General features: G+C 43.6%; 20 protein-coding genes, 5 pseudogenes and 1 riboswitch. Of the genes and pseudogenes, 13 read left to right on the top strand and 12 right to left on the bottom strand.

Going from position 1 to position 15,238, the window contains the following annotated elements:
- Positions 1–130: 130 nt before the first annotated feature.
- From KUH03_RS29660 to KUH03_RS49330, 3 genes and pseudogenes are all read left to right on the top strand, one after another.
- Positions 131–759: pseudogene (locus KUH03_RS29660) on the top strand (glycoside hydrolase N-terminal domain-containing protein); the annotation flags it as partial.
- 167 nt (positions 760–926) lie between these two features.
- Positions 927–2,218, top strand: a pseudogene (locus tag KUH03_RS49325) (hypothetical protein).
- A 2-nt stretch (positions 2,219–2,220) separates the two neighbouring features.
- Positions 2,221–2,553 (top strand): hypothetical protein, encoded by a 333-nt coding sequence (locus tag KUH03_RS49330; RefSeq protein WP_373564853.1) that lies wholly within the window; start codon positions 2,221–2,223, stop codon positions 2,551–2,553.
- Here KUH03_RS49330 and KUH03_RS29675 read toward each other — a convergent pair.
- Positions 2,494–2,760 carry a 5-oxoprolinase gene (locus tag KUH03_RS29675; protein ID WP_120259035.1) on the bottom strand — a complete coding sequence of 89 codons (267 nt, stop codon included), beginning with the start codon at positions 2,758–2,760 and terminating at the stop codon, positions 2,494–2,496. The two genes, KUH03_RS49330 and KUH03_RS29675, sit on opposite strands and share 60 nt — an antisense overlap.
- A gap of 67 nt (positions 2,761–2,827) precedes the next feature.
- A riboswitch (SAM-I-IV-variant riboswitch) is annotated at positions 2,828–2,921 on the bottom strand.
- Positions 2,922–3,130: 209 nt separating this feature from the next.
- Here KUH03_RS29675 and KUH03_RS29680 point away from each other — a divergent pair.
- A pseudogene (locus KUH03_RS29680) lies at positions 3,131–3,892 on the top strand (DUF3050 domain-containing protein).
- A gap of 224 nt (positions 3,893–4,116) precedes the next feature.
- Here KUH03_RS29680 and KUH03_RS29685 read toward each other — a convergent pair.
- From KUH03_RS29685 to KUH03_RS29710, 7 genes are all read right to left on the bottom strand, one after another.
- Entirely contained in the window at positions 4,117–5,166 is a 1,050-nt protein-coding gene (locus KUH03_RS29685) for a M56/M15 family metallopeptidase (RefSeq protein ID WP_257087982.1), read from the bottom strand.
- Positions 5,163–5,420 (bottom strand): hypothetical protein, encoded by a 258-nt coding sequence (locus KUH03_RS29690; RefSeq protein WP_257087983.1) that lies wholly within the window; start codon positions 5,418–5,420, stop codon positions 5,163–5,165. Before KUH03_RS29690 ends, KUH03_RS29685 begins: the two co-directional genes overlap by 4 nt.
- Entirely contained in the window at positions 5,413–5,625 is a 213-nt protein-coding gene (locus KUH03_RS29695; RefSeq protein WP_257087984.1) for a BlaI/MecI/CopY family transcriptional regulator, read from the bottom strand. The genes KUH03_RS29690 and KUH03_RS29695 overlap by 8 nt, the downstream gene beginning before the upstream one ends.
- A complete protein-coding gene (locus KUH03_RS49335; protein WP_373564510.1) occupies positions 5,522–5,752 on the bottom strand; it encodes a BlaI/MecI/CopY family transcriptional regulator in 231 nt (76 codons plus the stop codon). Before KUH03_RS49335 ends, KUH03_RS29695 begins: the two co-directional genes overlap by 104 nt.
- 134 nt (positions 5,753–5,886) lie before the next feature.
- Entirely contained in the window at positions 5,887–6,324 is a 438-nt protein-coding gene (locus KUH03_RS29700) for a serine hydrolase (RefSeq protein ID WP_257087985.1), read from the bottom strand.
- A gap of 58 nt (positions 6,325–6,382) precedes the next feature.
- Positions 6,383–6,853, bottom strand: a complete 471-nt coding sequence (locus tag KUH03_RS29705; protein ID WP_257087986.1) for a serine hydrolase domain-containing protein — start codon at positions 6,851–6,853, stop codon at positions 6,383–6,385.
- Positions 6,835–7,176, bottom strand: a complete 342-nt coding sequence (locus KUH03_RS29710) for a hypothetical protein (RefSeq protein ID WP_257087987.1) — start codon at positions 7,174–7,176, stop codon at positions 6,835–6,837. The genes KUH03_RS29705 and KUH03_RS29710 overlap by 19 nt, the downstream gene beginning before the upstream one ends.
- 244 nt (positions 7,177–7,420) lie before the next feature.
- On the opposite strand from KUH03_RS29710, the gene KUH03_RS29715 reads away from it, so the two are divergent.
- From KUH03_RS29715 to KUH03_RS29750, 8 genes are read left to right on the top strand one after another with little or no spacing between them, the layout of a single operon-like run.
- Positions 7,421–7,897, top strand: coding sequence for a TolC family protein (locus KUH03_RS29715; RefSeq protein WP_257087988.1), 477 nt, complete (start codon positions 7,421–7,423; stop codon positions 7,895–7,897).
- Positions 7,819–8,442 (top strand): TolC family protein, encoded by a 624-nt coding sequence (locus tag KUH03_RS29720; protein ID WP_257087989.1) that lies wholly within the window; start codon positions 7,819–7,821, stop codon positions 8,440–8,442. The genes KUH03_RS29715 and KUH03_RS29720 overlap by 79 nt, the downstream gene beginning before the upstream one ends.
- 38 nt (positions 8,443–8,480) lie before the next feature.
- Positions 8,481–8,738, top strand: coding sequence for a TolC family protein (locus tag KUH03_RS29725; protein ID WP_257087990.1), 258 nt, complete (start codon positions 8,481–8,483; stop codon positions 8,736–8,738).
- The gene (locus KUH03_RS29730; protein ID WP_257087991.1) at positions 8,738–9,331 is read left to right on the top strand and encodes an HlyD family secretion protein; all 594 of its coding nucleotides are present in this window, start codon (positions 8,738–8,740) and stop codon (positions 9,329–9,331) included. Before KUH03_RS29725 ends, KUH03_RS29730 begins: the two co-directional genes overlap by 1 nt.
- Complete coding sequence (locus KUH03_RS29735) at positions 9,328–9,795, top strand: HlyD family secretion protein (RefSeq protein ID WP_257087992.1); 468 nt, start codon at positions 9,328–9,330, stop codon at positions 9,793–9,795. The genes KUH03_RS29730 and KUH03_RS29735 overlap by 4 nt, the downstream gene beginning before the upstream one ends.
- A 2-nt stretch (positions 9,796–9,797) precedes the next feature.
- Positions 9,798–10,172 carry a hypothetical protein gene (locus KUH03_RS29740; protein ID WP_257087993.1) on the top strand — a complete coding sequence of 125 codons (375 nt, stop codon included), beginning with the start codon at positions 9,798–9,800 and terminating at the stop codon, positions 10,170–10,172.
- Positions 10,111–10,932, top strand: coding sequence for a hypothetical protein (locus tag KUH03_RS29745; RefSeq protein WP_257087994.1), 822 nt, complete (start codon positions 10,111–10,113; stop codon positions 10,930–10,932). Before KUH03_RS29740 ends, KUH03_RS29745 begins: the two co-directional genes overlap by 62 nt.
- Entirely contained in the window at positions 10,896–11,372 is a 477-nt protein-coding gene (locus KUH03_RS29750) for a hypothetical protein (protein ID WP_257087995.1), read from the top strand. Before KUH03_RS29745 ends, KUH03_RS29750 begins: the two co-directional genes overlap by 37 nt.
- A 5-nt stretch (positions 11,373–11,377) precedes the next feature.
- On the opposite strand, the gene KUH03_RS29755 is transcribed toward KUH03_RS29750, so the two are convergent.
- The 3 genes and pseudogenes from KUH03_RS29755 to KUH03_RS29765 form a co-directional block, all read right to left on the bottom strand.
- Positions 11,378–12,223: a TolC family protein gene (locus tag KUH03_RS29755; RefSeq protein ID WP_257087996.1), complete on the bottom strand. Its 846-nt coding sequence runs from the start codon at positions 12,221–12,223 to the stop codon at positions 11,378–11,380.
- 14 nt (positions 12,224–12,237) lie between these two features.
- The gene (locus KUH03_RS29760) at positions 12,238–12,660 is read right to left on the bottom strand and encodes a TolC family protein (protein ID WP_257087997.1); all 423 of its coding nucleotides are present in this window, start codon (positions 12,658–12,660) and stop codon (positions 12,238–12,240) included.
- Between the two features lie 67 nt (positions 12,661–12,727).
- Positions 12,728–13,248: pseudogene (locus tag KUH03_RS29765) on the bottom strand (efflux RND transporter permease subunit).
- On the opposite strand from KUH03_RS29765, the gene KUH03_RS29775 reads away from it, so the two are divergent.
- Complete coding sequence (locus KUH03_RS29775; protein ID WP_257087998.1) at positions 13,242–13,385, top strand: hypothetical protein; 144 nt, start codon at positions 13,242–13,244, stop codon at positions 13,383–13,385. The pseudogene KUH03_RS29765 and the gene KUH03_RS29775 sit on opposite strands and share 7 nt — an antisense overlap.
- Here KUH03_RS29775 and KUH03_RS29785 read toward each other — a convergent pair.
- A pseudogene (locus tag KUH03_RS29785) lies at positions 13,382–15,237 on the bottom strand (efflux RND transporter permease subunit). The gene KUH03_RS29775 and the pseudogene KUH03_RS29785 overlap by 4 nt on opposite strands.
- Position 15,238 lies beyond the last annotated feature (1 nt).

A 15,238-nucleotide genomic window follows, 5' to 3' on the forward strand; every position in this document is an offset into this window, starting at 1 on the left:
AAAATAAACCTTCGGAAAGGTAAGTTACTTTACACGCTAATGGTTTTCTTTTTTTTCGGGCAAGTTATTTGGGCAGGAGCAGGGGAGCAAACTCTGGTATCAGCAGCCGGCAAAGCAATGGGAGGAGACCTTGCCCCTAGGTAACGGAAAGATCGGTATGATGCCCGACGGTGGCTTAATAAATGAACATATTGTACTCAACGATATTACACTATGGTCGGGAAGCCCTCAGGATGCCAATAATTATGAAGCCAGTAGGTACTTGGATAGCATTCGAAACCTGATCAAAAACGGGAAAAATGACCTCGCTCAGGGATTGATTGACCAACATTTCATCTGCAAAGGCCCGGGATCGGGTGGTAAGCAATGGGGCTGTTATCAAGTTCTTGGCAATTTGACGCTTGCATTTGATGGAAAAACAGCTCTTGCTGCGGTACAAAACTATCGCCGCGAGCTGGATATTGAAAAGGCTCTGGTAAAAACGAGCTATGAGCTCAAAGGCGTAAAATATAACCGGGAATATTGGACAAGCTTTGCAGACGATGTGGGTATTATTCGTCTACAGAGTAGCAAAAAGGGCAGATAAACCTAGCAATCAAGATCGACCGTCCCGAAAGGGCGACTGCTACGACCAAAGATGGCGAGCTCATTTTGATGGGACAATTGGATAATGGTGTGGACGGTAAAGGTATGCAGTTTAAAACACGTGTCCGGGCGCAAGTTAAAGGTGGAAAACAGCTTGTACAAGGGCAATCTATTGTCATTCAACAGGCTGACGAAGTACTGATTTATGTGGCGACAGATACCGATTTTAAAGGCAAGGATTTTGAGCGTACAACAACCGAAACTTTAACAAAGGCTTTAAAAAATCCTATGCCAAGCTATATGCCGAACATCTACAAAACTATTCAACAAAGTTCAACCGTTTGTCGCTCAGTCTTGGCCGCTCGAAAGATAATTTACCGACCGACCAACGTTTGCTGGCTTTCGGTAAAGAACCGGATCAGGATCCGGGGCTGGCAGCCTTATTTTATCAGTATGGTCGCTACCTTAGTATTAGCAGTACGCGTTTAGGTCTGCTGCCACCGAATTTACAAGGGCTATGGGCAAATCAGATTCAGACACCCTGGAATGGGGATTATCACCTGGATATCAATGTGCAAATGAACCATTGGCACCTGGGAGCGGCCAATTTGGGTGAACTCAATGAACCGTTGGTGAGTCTTGTGGAAGGCCTTATGGCGCCAGGAGCAAAGACCGCGAAAGCGTACTATAACGCACCGGGCTGGGTGGCTCATGTGATCACCAACGTGTGGGGCTATACCGAGCCGGGGAATCCGCTTCTTGGGGCATTGCCAATGCAGGCTCGGGCTGGCTGTGCAATAATCTGTGGGAACATTACCTTTATAGCGAAGATATGGACTATCTGCGACGGATATACCCAATACTCTATGGCGCGGCACAGTTTTACGCCAGCGCCCTGACTGAATACCCCGGTAAAGGTTGGTTGTTGACTTCGCCATCGGTATCTCCCGAAAATTCCTTTAAGCTTCCTAATGGCCACCAGGCAAACGTCACGATGGGACCAACGATAGATAATCAGATCGTACGCGAATTATTTGAAAATGTCATCCATGCGGCAGCATTATTAGGCAAACAATCGGATCCTTTTTTAACGAATGTTTCAGCGCAATTGAAACGCTTAGCACCGGCAGTGCAGCTAGCCAAAGATGGCCGTATCATGGAATGGATCGAAGATTATGAAGAAGTTGATCCGCAGCATCGGCATATCTCGCATTTGTATGGTTTGTATCCAGGCTATCTGATCCGTTATGACGAACATCCAGACTGGCAGCTAGCCGCTAAAAAGAGTCTGAATGTACGAGGAGATGATGGGCCGAGCTGGGCCATTGCCCATAAACTACTGTTTTGGACCAGATTGCATGAAGGCGAGCGTGCCTATAAATTATTTCGGCAGCTGATGACACCACGTGTCGATACACATATCAATTATGGCGCTGGGGGCGGTGTTTATGCAAATTTGTTAACTGCCGGGCCACCTTTCCAGATTGATGGTAATTTTGGTGGAGCAGCTGGTATCGCTGAGATGCTGGTGCAGTCGCATAAGGACAGTGTGTATCTCCTGCCAGCAATCCCTGAAGCCTGGAAAAAGAAGGTCAGGTCAGGGGAATGCGCATCAAAGGAAATCATACCATAGACATGGAATGGAAAGATGGTAAAATACTGAATTATCAGATTTATTCACCCAAATCACAACAACTTCAGGTATGTATAGATCATAACTGGGTCGCCTATCATACAAAAAAAAATAAAAGGATCCCTAGTCTGCAATTTTTGCAGGCCGGGGATCCTTTTGTCTTAAAAATCTCATTGCATAAACATGTGTTATTCACAATTACATGTAAATATGAAAAACAGAAAAGACAAGACGGTAGTCGGTGCTTTTACGCTGAAAGTGCTATGACTGCTGTCTTAAGATTGCAATGGAATCAATACATTGTGTTCCAAACGTACAGGGACATGCTTCACTGAGGTAAAACCGTCTTCCTTGGAAATGATGTTGGATAGATCCAGTCCTCTTTTGGAGAAAGTACTGAGCAGCGCTGTCCGAAAGGTCGCTTTGGCCGAGCCCCAACCCTGTCCCAAGATTGTATCGTTATTGAGCTGTATTAGTTCGTCTGTGGAATAGTAGCTGAATTTTTCCAGTAAGTGTTGGTAAAGATTTGTTGTTGTAGCCATACAATTTAAAAATTTAAAGGATTAAACCATAAACTGTATCCAGATCTTGTTGGGGAAAATAACCGTTGTATAACGTTTATTTTGGTCGAAACCCGTATTAATTTACCACCGCGGTGTCTACACTCGGTTGGTATTGCATCATGCAATTCTGAATACTCTACAAATATAGTAGATTATTTTTAATATTAAAAATATTTTTGTTTTTTTGGTAATTGGGTGTGGATAAGAAGACTAAGGCCGGCAAAAGTGAGTTTGGGTTTTTGGCTGTGGTTTGGTTATGAAGTGGATAGCTTGCCCGATAATTTATCATGTTACTGTAATCTCGTCGAAAATACTTTAAAAAACAGAGATAAGACAATACTTTTGCGGCATGAATAGAATTGCGGAAATTAACGAATACATTGCTGCCGAACGCGAGGTATTATTGCAACACTCCTTGTATCCTAAAATCAAAACGATCAAGAATCTACGTTCTTTTACCGAAGGGCATGTGTACGCTGTATGGGATTTTATGTCTTTATTAAAAGCTTTGCAGATTAAATTGACCTGTACAACTTTGCCTTGGTTTGCAAGTGAGCATCCTTCGACACGCTATCTGATTAACGAAATTGTATTAGCGGAAGAATCCGACGAATATATTGATGGTCGCCGTTTGAGCCATTTTGAAATGTATCTGGACGCAATGAGTGAAATGGGGCAGACCTGCACCTGGTTAACAAGTTTATCGTGAACGCCAAGAAATCCAAAAGTATTTTTGATGCCATTGCATTGACAACCTTGGATAAAAGGATCAAAGATTTTCTGAATTTTACTTTCGAATTGATCGAAGAGGGGAGGTACATAAAATTGCTGCCGCTTTCACATTTGGTCGTGAGGATCTTATCCCGGGTATGTTTACCTCCATTTTGCAGGAGCTGAAAACCAACTTCCTGAATCGAGCTTAGATAATTTTATCTACTATTTCCAACGTCATATTGATTTGGACGGTGATGAGCATGGCCCTTTGGCAATGCAGATGATCAGCGATCTGGCCAAAGAGGATGATGAGAAGTGGGAAGAAATGAAAATAGTCAGTAAAGAGGCGCTTCAAAAGCGCATTGAACTCTGGAACGCAATAGAAGATTCCCTATAGGGAATCTTCTATTGTTTGGCTTCTTTGTAAAAAGAATTGATCTGATAATTTTACGGAAAACTATTCCGACAGAGACCTTTTTAGGGCTTGGGTAAAAGCGCTGATAAATTGTGGATCCAATGTGTTGGAAAAGGTATTCATATTCCCTAAGCTAACAATGAGCGCTGGTATTTTTGCTCCCCGTAAGATCGCATGATTATGGCTTTCAACCGGTTTCTGCGTGCTTAATCCTTGATTTTTAAATTTTGTGTGAGACGGAACGCAAGTTCTCGGCTTTGATCCTGTATCTTGGGTAGTTCAACAGCTTTTGGATACCGTAGGCCGATTGGCTGCTTGGCGTTTGAAGGATCAATGTCAAAATGAATTGAAATTAATGCGTCACCAGTAAAGGCCGCACGGTCTTTAAGCATCATAAATTCGTCTTTCGAATGGGTCAATACAACCTGAAAACCTTCTTTTTCAAGTTCATTTTGAATCATCTTACAAGCCTGTAAAGTGAGATCTTTCTCTTTGAGGCCCCTGCTGTTGGTGGCACCACTATCTTTGCCACCATGTCCCGGATCCAGAACAATGGTCTTTGCGCTATTTTTGACAGCGCTAGTAGTGGAGATCTTTTCTTTCGGAGGATCAATAAAAGAAAAAGAGACAATTAACACGAATATACAAGGAACAAACAGCAGATACTGATAACCTTTCGTGCGTGGTGATAGATTTCGCATCAACCTGTCGATGCGTTCTACCAGTTCATTTTGGTTTTTTAAAATTCTACTTTGCATATAATCTAATTGTTGATTTTGTTGTGTCATATTCAGCAGGAAGCTCGCATAATTGGTCTTTCCATAGTATTCAGCCACCGCTATATCGACCTGAAATTCATGTAGGCGATGCAGTTCTTTCCGAACCCAATAAATGGCGGGGTTTATCCAGAAGATGCAGCACATCAGCTCGATGTATAATTTGTCCCAGGCATGTCCTTTTAAAATATGCTGTGCCTCGTGGGCAAAGATGAGCTTGCCTTCGGGACTTTCAAGTGCGCTTTTATCCATAACGATATAATGAAAGATCGAACAATTATTGAAGCGATTAAACGGCGGGATTACTTTAATTCCCTGATGCTCCTGAAAATCCATCTTCTTTAAACAGCATACGAGCTTTAAGCTGCGATAAACTAATCGTGTCAGAAAGAAGATGGCGATCAATAAGTAAGCATAGGCGAGTATTTTTTTAAACTCCATTCGGTCCCATAGATTGAGCTGTTCTTCGGGTTCGATCAAAAAGGGACATTGGAATAACCCAACTGCTCTTGCGACTGTATTTCCTGATTTGAATTTGTTTTGGAATCGATTAATTTGACATAATCGGTCTTAAATTTAAGAAGAGGAACCAGCGCACAAAAGCTCACCAACGCAATAAGCAAAAGCCGGTTCCAACGAAAAAATGAAAGCTGCCGAAAAGCCAGGACAAAGAGCGAGACTAAAATAAGTAAACTGATATTGGCCTCTATGCTATAGGAAAATAGGTTATTCATCTTCTTTACTTTTATTGATAATTTCCTTGATTTTCTCGATGTCTGTTTCGCTGATTTTTTGTTCCTTGACAATGAATGATACCAGATTTTCGACAGAATCATCAAAATACTTGTTCATGACACGCGAAAAGAAAAACTTTCGGTATTGCATCTTGGAGATCAGCGGATAATATTGGTAAGTCTTTCCATAGGAATTGAAACCCACATACCCTTTTTTTCTCTAAAATCCGTACAATGGATGATATGGTATTATAAGGCGTTGTTTGTGTCGGATCCATATATTCAATAATATCTTTGACAAAAGCCTGCTTTAATTTCCATACAGCATGCATAACTTCTTCTTCTTTTTTGTTAATTCTTCCATAGTTATAAAGCTATAACTTATTTTTCAGTTAATCAACTTATTTTTCAGTTTTAAAACTGAAAAATAAGTTGATTAACTATAATGTATTGATTATTAGTGGTTTCATTTTTTTAATAGGTAGTCGGCCACCGCCTGATAAGCGGGTAGGGAGTATCCATCGTTGGCTGAATTAGATGCCAGGGGATGAGAGGCAAATCGGACGATAACCATTTCTGCTTTGGGATCGATATAGACGGTCTGTCCATGGACGCCACGTGCACAGAAGGCTCCATCGGCATTATGGCTTACCCACCACATGTTTTTATAACTCCACTGCTTTAGATTGGTATAACCGGCTTTTGCGAAAGCAGCCTGGCTTCCGCCAGAGCGGATGGATTCAATTACTTCCTTCGCGAGGATCTGTTTTCCGTTAAAATAACCCTTATTGCGCACCATCTCACCAAACATGGCCATGTCGCGGAGGTTGGTCGTGAGTCCTCCGCCCGCAAAGCATATTCCAGCACCATCAATCAGATAGTAGGCATCAAAATTGGTTCCCAAGGGCTGCCAAATTTTTCGGAAAGGACTTGTGACAAGGGCTTGTTTAATACCCGAGAAATTATCCAGCCCATAACGTCTGTATTGACTGTTTTATAGCCGAATGCGTCACCATGTTGACCTTTTTCTTAACCGTCTTTAAGTAATCAAAGTAGTTTGCCGGTTCATCAGGACTTCGTTGGAAGTGGAAGGGATCTCCTGCTCTGGAGAAGGCCCATATTTCTGCTTTGGGGTCAGCATAGTCCTCACTGAACTCCAGGCCTGTTGTCATGTCCAGTACCTGACGTATTGTTGCATCGCCAAAGGCGGAATGTGCAAGTTCGGGAATGTAATCCCGGCAGTATTTGTTTTCATCCAAAACGCCTTCAGCAATCAGTTGAGCAGCTAGCGTGCCGGTTAATGTTTTGCTGACGGACATAGCAGCATGCCTGCCATTCTGGGTCAATGCACCAAAATATTTTTCGTAGATAATACGCCCTTTATGAAGAATAAGGATACCATCAGTATAATTTTTTAAAGAGATTCCGCCCAACTGATAGACTTTTCATCTCCAAGAGGTTGAAAACTCAAAGCATCAATGGCGGAATCCTCAGCAGTGGAAAAAGAATAACGGTTGATGGGGTCGGAAGGGACGACTTTCGACGGAAAGAATTCACGCATATGGCAAACACTGTAACGCAATGCCGGAAACTTAAAAAATGTACCGTCCAATGCTGAAATAATTCGATCCTGTGGTGGCGGAAATCCCGTCATCCATCCCAGTTTGCTGGGATCAGAATCCACTGCGGATGGAAATTCTTGTGCCTGGCTCATTTGTATCAGAAGTAATGGAAGTAATAAGATAGCTTTTTTCATAATCAATCATAATCAATTTGGCATGTAAAAGATATAAGCGCGATAGCTACTGTGAATAGTATATAGGTATAATAAGCAAAGCGATCTTATTGTTTTCTTTCTTGCCTCTATTTTTGGCAGATTTCGATCTTTTATTTGAAATTGATCAAAAATGTCTTTTTTACATAACATATTGGCGTTTGTGAAGAAATTCATTTTCCAATTAGTGTCTAAGTTTGCAACGCAAAAAAATAACAGAAAGACATTGAACTTTTTTTCGCCGTATTGGGCAAAAGCAATGGGCACCATCGTGGTACTTGTATGCTCGGTTTTAGAAACGCAGGCCCAGGACTCGCTACGCACCTCACTCGCTGATCTGATCAGTAAGTCGTTGCAAAACAGTAAGTATATCGAACAGTCGCATTTGCAATTACAGGAAAAAGGAATAGCCCTGCGGCAGCAACGGATGGAATTGCTGCCGAAAATCGGTGTCAGGGCTTCTGCCAGTTATGCGAGCAATATGCCGGTCTACGATCAAGGTATATTTGCCAAACCATCACAACATGATGTTATTCATTACCTGTATGATACCGGACTCGATTTCTACCTGAACCTCTACAACGGCCATCGGGATCTTATGAAAATCGAATCAAAAAGCTCGAAATGGAACTGGCCAACATTGATTGGAAAAGTTCCACGGCACAGATCAAGCTGGAGATCTGTAACTTGTTTCTGGATCTAGATTTAGCCTATCGCAACAAATTACTGATCGAGCAGGATATCAACGATCAGCGGACACAATTGAAAGAGATCGAACACCGTTATACAGCCGGTGTTGTGCTGCATAGTGATGTCTTAAGGATTTCCCTCGAATTGTCCAAGCGTGAACTGCTTTTGATACAGATCGCTAATGATATCAAGATCATCAACCAAAAATTGCAGCTGATCGCCGATATACGACAAGAAATTATCCCGATGTGTGCCACGATGGAAAGTCATCCGCTGAACTATGCGGAAATCGTTGCTGTTGCCAAACAACAAGCTTTTGTACTGCTGAAATCCGAACAGGAAGTTGCGTTGAAAAAACTAAGTATCAAACAGGCGAAGTCAAACTACCTACCCGCACTAGGCCTGACCAATACATTTACTTTTGCGAATCCACAGGTATTTCTATATCCATATAATGGGAGCTGGTACAATTTAAATATAGTAGGACTTAAATTGAACATCCCAATATCCGCATTGTACCTCAATAAAAATATTGTCCGGGAGCTCAAGTCGCACTAAAGCGAGAGGAGGTCAAACACCATCATGAGGAGGAAGTGGTGGAAAATGAACTGTTGCAGGCTTATCTGGATTATAATCTAGCACTGGAACAACAGGCTGTCTGCCAAAAAAATCTAACGCTGGCCAAAGAAAATGCCCGTATTATAAAAAATAGGTATTTCAAGTCTTCGGCGCTGATTACGGATCTATTGGATGCAGATATGCAATGCCTCAAGACAAATTTTGATCTGGAATCCGCCCGGATCGCGATACAGAAACATTATTATTTTATTGAATTTTTGAAGGGTACTATCTAATGAAACCTAAATCAGGCCGGTCAATGACCGATGTACAATTGACCAGAATCACCAATTGGTTGGCTGGGATTGCTTTGTTGGCACTTTTATTATGGGGCGGAAGGATACTCTGGCTGCGCATCCGGTATACCTATACCAATGATGCACAAGTGACCCAGTATATTAATCCCATTATTTCCCGTGTGGGTGGTTACATTGTTTCGGTTCACTTTAAAGATCATCAATCGGTCAAGCGCGGCGATACCTTACTACTGATCGACAATCGGGAATACAAATATGAAGCTGAGCAAGCTTCGGCTTCGATAAACAAAGAAAATGCGGAAATCAGTGTGCTGGGCAGCCAAAAGGAAATATTGCAGGCCGAACATGAATCGTTGGAAAAATCCATTGCTGCTGCCGAAGCGCGGATGACGAAGCAGCAACTGGAATACGATCGCTATAAGTTTCTGTTTGATGAAAAATCTGCTACGGCGCAGCAACTGGAAGATATAAAAGCCACACTGGAGGTGTACAAAAGTGAACTTGCCGCATTACAGCATAAGTTGGAGGCATCGCGGGATCGGGTGAATGATGTTGATGTAAAAAAGGGGTGATCAATGCGGAGAAAGCACGGTTGTCAGCTGCAGCAAACCGAAAGCATCTTGATGTAGGATATACCGTAATCCGGGCTCCCTATGATGGTCGGGTAGGGAAACGTAGCATTGAAAAAGGACAGATGGTAAATCCGGGCGAGGTGTTGGGATTTATTGTCAATGCAGAGACACCAACTTGGGTGACAGCCAACTTTAAGGAAACGCAATTGCGTTATCTCAACCTTGGTGGGCGTGTAGAGGTTGTTGCGGATGCCTACCCGGATGAAACATTCTATGGAAAGATAATTTCTATTTCGCCAGCAACAGGATCTTCTTTTTCATTGCTTCCACCGGACAATGCGACTGGTAATTTTGTGAAGATCGTACAGCGGGTTCCAGTTCGTATCGAACTGGATAGGGATAAGGGAACTGCAAAATTACTCTCAGGAATGAATGTCAATGTTTCGGTCTCAAAAAATCAATAACAGTGAAAGAGATCTTCAAAGACTGGGTACCTGAATGGCTGATTAAGCTGATTTTATTCAGCGGATTGATGCCAAGCATGGTCTTGTTTTTTCTGCCCGGTGCCAATGTCAATGTCACCGCGGGGTTCTACGGTGCACAGCCCAGTGATGTTCAATTCCTCATTATTCTTTTCTATGCGGGATTTGTCGGATTCTATGTCCTGGAACGTCGCTTTTTTCAGTATTTCCCGGTCAAACAGTACTACATCATTTTCAATCTCTTACAGCTGCTCATTTGTTACCTGATGTATCGCATTAACGAGATCAGTTGGATATATGGCTTACGCTTTTTCAGGGCATGCTGTTCGCATCGGCTGTCAATCTCTCCATATCCATGATATTTTCCCGACTGAAAACGGAAAGGGCCAAGGAGGGAAGTTATGCCATATTTTTGGTATGCTGCTCTGTAGCTCGCCTTTCAATACGTTTGTGACAGCGGAATTTATAGATTCATTTAACTTTGATGAACTTTACCTGTATGCTGCCTTATCTTTTGTACCAGGGCTACTACTGATCATCGTCACAATGAAACCCATCCGGCATAATCGACCGTACCCTTTATTTTCCCTGGACTGGGCCAGTTTTGTCCTTTACAGCTTGACTGTGATAAGCTTCGGTTATTTGATGGTCTATGGGCAGGAACTTTATTGGTTTTCGGACAGTTCTATGCTGATCGTATTGCTCGGTGGAATTTTATTGTTGGGGCTGTTTATCATGAGGCAGAAAGCAATCAAACGTGTTTATATTGAGCTGTCCATCTTTGGAAATAGAAAGTTCCTGTTCGGAATCTTGGTCCTGTATATGATGTATATCGAACGGTTTTCGCTGGCGATTTCCAATCAGTATTTTCTACAGGTCATCCGCCTGGATCCCATTCACCTGTCCTATATTCAATGGTTTAATATCCTCGGGATTGTATGTGGTGTTATGTTATCCTTCTACTGGTTATTAAAACGGTGCACAGTGAAATGGATCTGGATTGTTGGCTACTGTTGCCTGCTGACCTTTCATCAATATATGTTTTTTCATTTGAAAGTGAGGGCAATGAAGATCACTTCTGGTTGCCGTTGGTATTGCATGGGCTGGGTGTCGGTCTGATCATGGTGCCAACAATCTTATTTGTGATTGCCAGTGTACGCCCTCATCTGGGAGCTTCAGCGGCGGCAGCTTGTTTGGCCGTCCGTTACCTGGGCTATACCAGTAGTATCGGTCTGCAGAATTTCTTTAAATTATTTGAACATGCCCAGCACCGGGAGGTTTTTCGAGATCAGCTGCAATCAGGCAATCTGATATTTGAAGACTATATTCAGCGGGAATCTCACAGGGTACTGCAACATGGATTGCAGTACAAGGAGCATGCCGCGGGATTGAAGCTCATCAGCGAGCGGGTTAATATACAGTCTTTCGTCCGGTATGGCATGGACTACTATGAATTGATGTCCATAATCAGTATCAGCATCTTGCTGCTGATACTGATTTCCCCTTCCTTGAAAAGCATGTATAAGAAGCTTAAAAAGAATCAGATTTCACCGGTATAACGGTGTCACAATTGATCAATATCCCAAATGGCTGCGGCACGTTGTAATTCCACCAATGCGACCGCATAATTGTAGCGCGCTTCATTGTAAGCAAGTTGGGTGTCATTGTAGGAGCGTTGTGCGTTGATCACTTCCAGCAGGGCGGTTTCGCCCCGATTGTAACTGTAGATCTTTCCTTCCAGGATTGCTTTTGCTTCGAGCAGCATTGTATTATTAAATTGCAGTACCTGTTTTTGAGTGGCTTTATATTGCATATAAGCTTGATTCACCTCAGTCTGGATGCGTAATGCTGCATCTTGATAGATCAATTCGTCTTGCTCAATTTTGAACTGAGCAGATTTCAGCTCGCCTTTATTAAAATTGGAAAATTTTAGTGGTATGGCTAGGCCGGCATTGATGGCATTAAACTGTGGTGTCGGTGCGGTTTCATTTCTGGCCTCACCATTGTAGGTAAAGCCGATGGAAATACCGAGATCTAACACACGGTTTGCCTTTGCCAGCTGGAGCAGACTATGGGAGAGCTGTTTGTTTTGTAGCGCAGCCTTAAGATCAGCACGCTCTCGTACTGCGGTTGATAGCAATGTACTTAATGAAAAGTTGCGATCAAAAGAAACATCAGATCCTTGTGGTAGCCAAAGAATGGGGCTCTTATCCCCCATAAGCAGTGATAATCCCGCTAGGGAGGAATTGGCTGTGGCTTCGGCTGCCGAAAGCGTATTGCGCATATGGGCGGCTTCCAATTTTGACTGGCGGTAGTCAATTTGTGGAATAGCGCCTAGTTGATAACGTATACTGTCTGAGCTGGCGAGCTGAGCGAGTTGTTGATAGGAACTGCGATAGGTTGCTGCCAATTGCTGGTTGCACCTTACTGATAAAAAGCAAGGGTGGCATCGGCACGTAGATTTCGGAAATAGTCTTCGAATAGGAGACGGGTGGTTTCGGCCTCATCCTTTGCAACCTGGCGACGTGTCTGCCGTTTTGCCCCCAATTCTACCGTCCAGCTCAATCCGGCGGTATAACCTCGCCCGAGTTGTTTGCTTCTTTCGCTATTGTCAAAGAGCCCTACGGTGAATTCGGGATCGGGGAAGATACCGGCACTGATGATATTCGCCTCGGCGATTGAAAGGTTGAACTTTTCAGCGGCGTAACCGAGGTTGTTCTTTCCAACCTGGGCAATAAAGCTGCTGTAGTCCAAATTTTTATGAGTAAAAGTTGAGTCTATTGTTTGTGCAGCAGCATTTCCAATGAGCAGCATAAAGGAAAGAAGAAGTCTGATCTGTGTTTTCATCGAAATTTTATCTTGATCATTCTGTTTAAAGCAGCTGTATTGCTTTAAACAGAATGTGGTTTTGATTTTAGGAATTTGTCTCCGCTTGTATGTGATCGGTTGATGGTCCGGACCCACTGCTGTGTTTCCTTCTTCTTTCCATCAGATAATACAAGGGTGGAAGCATAAACAGTGTCAGCAGGGTAGAAAAGAGTAAACCATAGACGATCACGGTGGCCAGAGGCCGTTGAACATCTGATCCGATACCTGTCGCCAATGATGCTGGAAGTAGGCCAAGTATAGCCACCGTCGCGGTCATCAGTACAGGGCGGAATCGACTGAAAGCGCCTTCAATGACAGCTTTTTCTAAGGCCATTCCATTTTTTCGTAGCACATTGAACTGGGAAAGCATCAATACACCATTTTGTATGGCAACACCAAAAGAGCGATAAAACCCACTGCCGAAGATACATTTAGGGTCATACCCCGTATATTGAGCGCAAGCATTCCACCAAAGAGTGCCAGCGGTACAATACCGATAAGTAAGCCGGCCTGTCCAAAAGAACCGAAGGTGCTATACAGCAGGATAAATATAATCGCCAGTGTCAGGGGACGATGACCGCCAGTCGGCTGTAGGCGCGATGCTGATTTTCAAATTGACCACCCCATTGCAGTCTGATTTTCTGTGGATCGTATTTCAGCTTCTGGTCGATTGCCTGCTGGGCTTTGGTCAGGAAAGTACCTAAATCTTGCCCCGTACATTCAATCTGACGGTCAGCTGGCGGCTATTGCGTTCGCGTGAAATGGTACTTTCTCCGGTATTGAGTTTGACCGTGGCGACTTGCGACAAGGGGATACGTGTGCCATTATCGGGATACAACATCAGATTGCCGATCTTTTCCGGCGAGTTTCGCTCGTTCTCAGCATACTGACAGGTGATATCGTATACTTTAATCCCCTGATAGACCTGAGATACAGCTTTGCCGCCAACTGCAATTTGAATCAGGTCGGTGACATCCGAAATATTCAATCCATATTGTGCAATTTTGTCCCGGTCAACGATGATCTGCAACTGTGGGAGTGGTGGCTCCTGGTCAATGGCCAGGTCAACAGCGCCTTCCACTCCTTTAAGTGTGGTCATGAGGTCTTCGGCAACACGCCGGGTTTCTTTCAGATCATCCCCAAAAAGTTTGACCACGAGTTCGCTATGTGCTCCCGCGATTTTGTCCATGACACCATCGATCATCGGTTGTGAGAAAGCTACATTATAGCCCGGCATTTGGGCATATTCTGCGGCCAGTTCATTGACGAGATCTGCTTTGGTTTTCCCCATTTCCATGTTTTGTATGGCTTCAAACCCACACTGACTTCGAAGTGTGAAGGGGTCCAGGCGTCGGTACCATCATCATTGCGTCCGGCTTGTACCATGACATAGGAGATCTCTTCGTACTTCAAGGTACGCGCACGCAGACTGTCGCTCATTTCTTTGGATTTCTCTACGGTAATACCCGGAGGGAGGGAGACCTGTAACCAGATCGAACCTTCGTCAAGTGTAGGCAAAAAATCTTTACCCACGGATGCTGTCAGTAGTCCTGTCGCTAAAAGAACAAGGCCGAGGGGAACAAACACTCGTCTGGGACGCAGCATTATTTTTTTGATCCGCTGATGGTAAAGCGCCGTTAATTTTTCCAGCCATCTATTGTGATAAACTTTTTGTGGTTTGCGGTAGATGAGGTAAGCCAGTCCGGGAATCAACAGCAAGGATACCGCTAGAGCCCCCAATAGCGCATAACCAACGGTATAGGCCATCGGTGTAAACAGTTTCTTTTCTACCCGTTCGAAAGCGAAAAGAGGAAGATAGGCTGTGATAATAATGATGGTGGCAAAGAAAATTGGTTTGGCCACTTCAGCAATTTTCGTTGTTAAGGTCTGCTCGACCAATGGAGCATCGGGTTTTTCTTCCCTTTTTTTCAGAATGGTTTCGAGCATAACAATGGCACCATCCACGATAATTCCGAAATCTATCGCCCCTAGCGATAATAGATTAGCAGGTATATCTGTAAAATGCATCAATATAAAGGCGATCAACAACGAGAGTGGAATGGTGATGGCAACCAATAGAGCACCACGCCAGCTCCCCAGAAAAAGGATCAGTATAAGAATGACGAGTACCATACCTTCGAGCAGTGTTTTGGATACGGTATGCAGGGTGTTGTCGACCAGGCTCGTGCGATCCAGGACCACGTGTATTTTGACATCTTTCGGAAGGATTTTACTGTTAAGTTCCTCGACCGCCGCATTTACACCGGCCAATACCTTGGAGGGATTCTCATGCTTTAATAGCAATACAATGCCTTCAATATTATCTGAATAGTCTACTCCACGTTTGTCACTGTAGCCCAAAGCGCCTTTACGCGCGAGGTTGCCAAGCTTTACCTGTCCAAGATCCCGGATGTAGATACGGTTTCCATTGACCGATTTGACAACGATATTGCCGAGGTCGTCCAGCGATTTGACAAGGCCGATACCTCGGATCACATAGGATTGGTCGCCACGGTTCATCATGCTTCCTCCTGCATTGGCATTGTTGGCTTCGATC

Origin of the sequence: Sphingobacterium sp. E70, assembly GCF_019285695.1 — a bacterium.
Taxonomy (GTDB): Bacteria; Bacteroidota; Bacteroidia; order Sphingobacteriales; family Sphingobacteriaceae; genus Sphingobacterium; species Sphingobacterium detergens.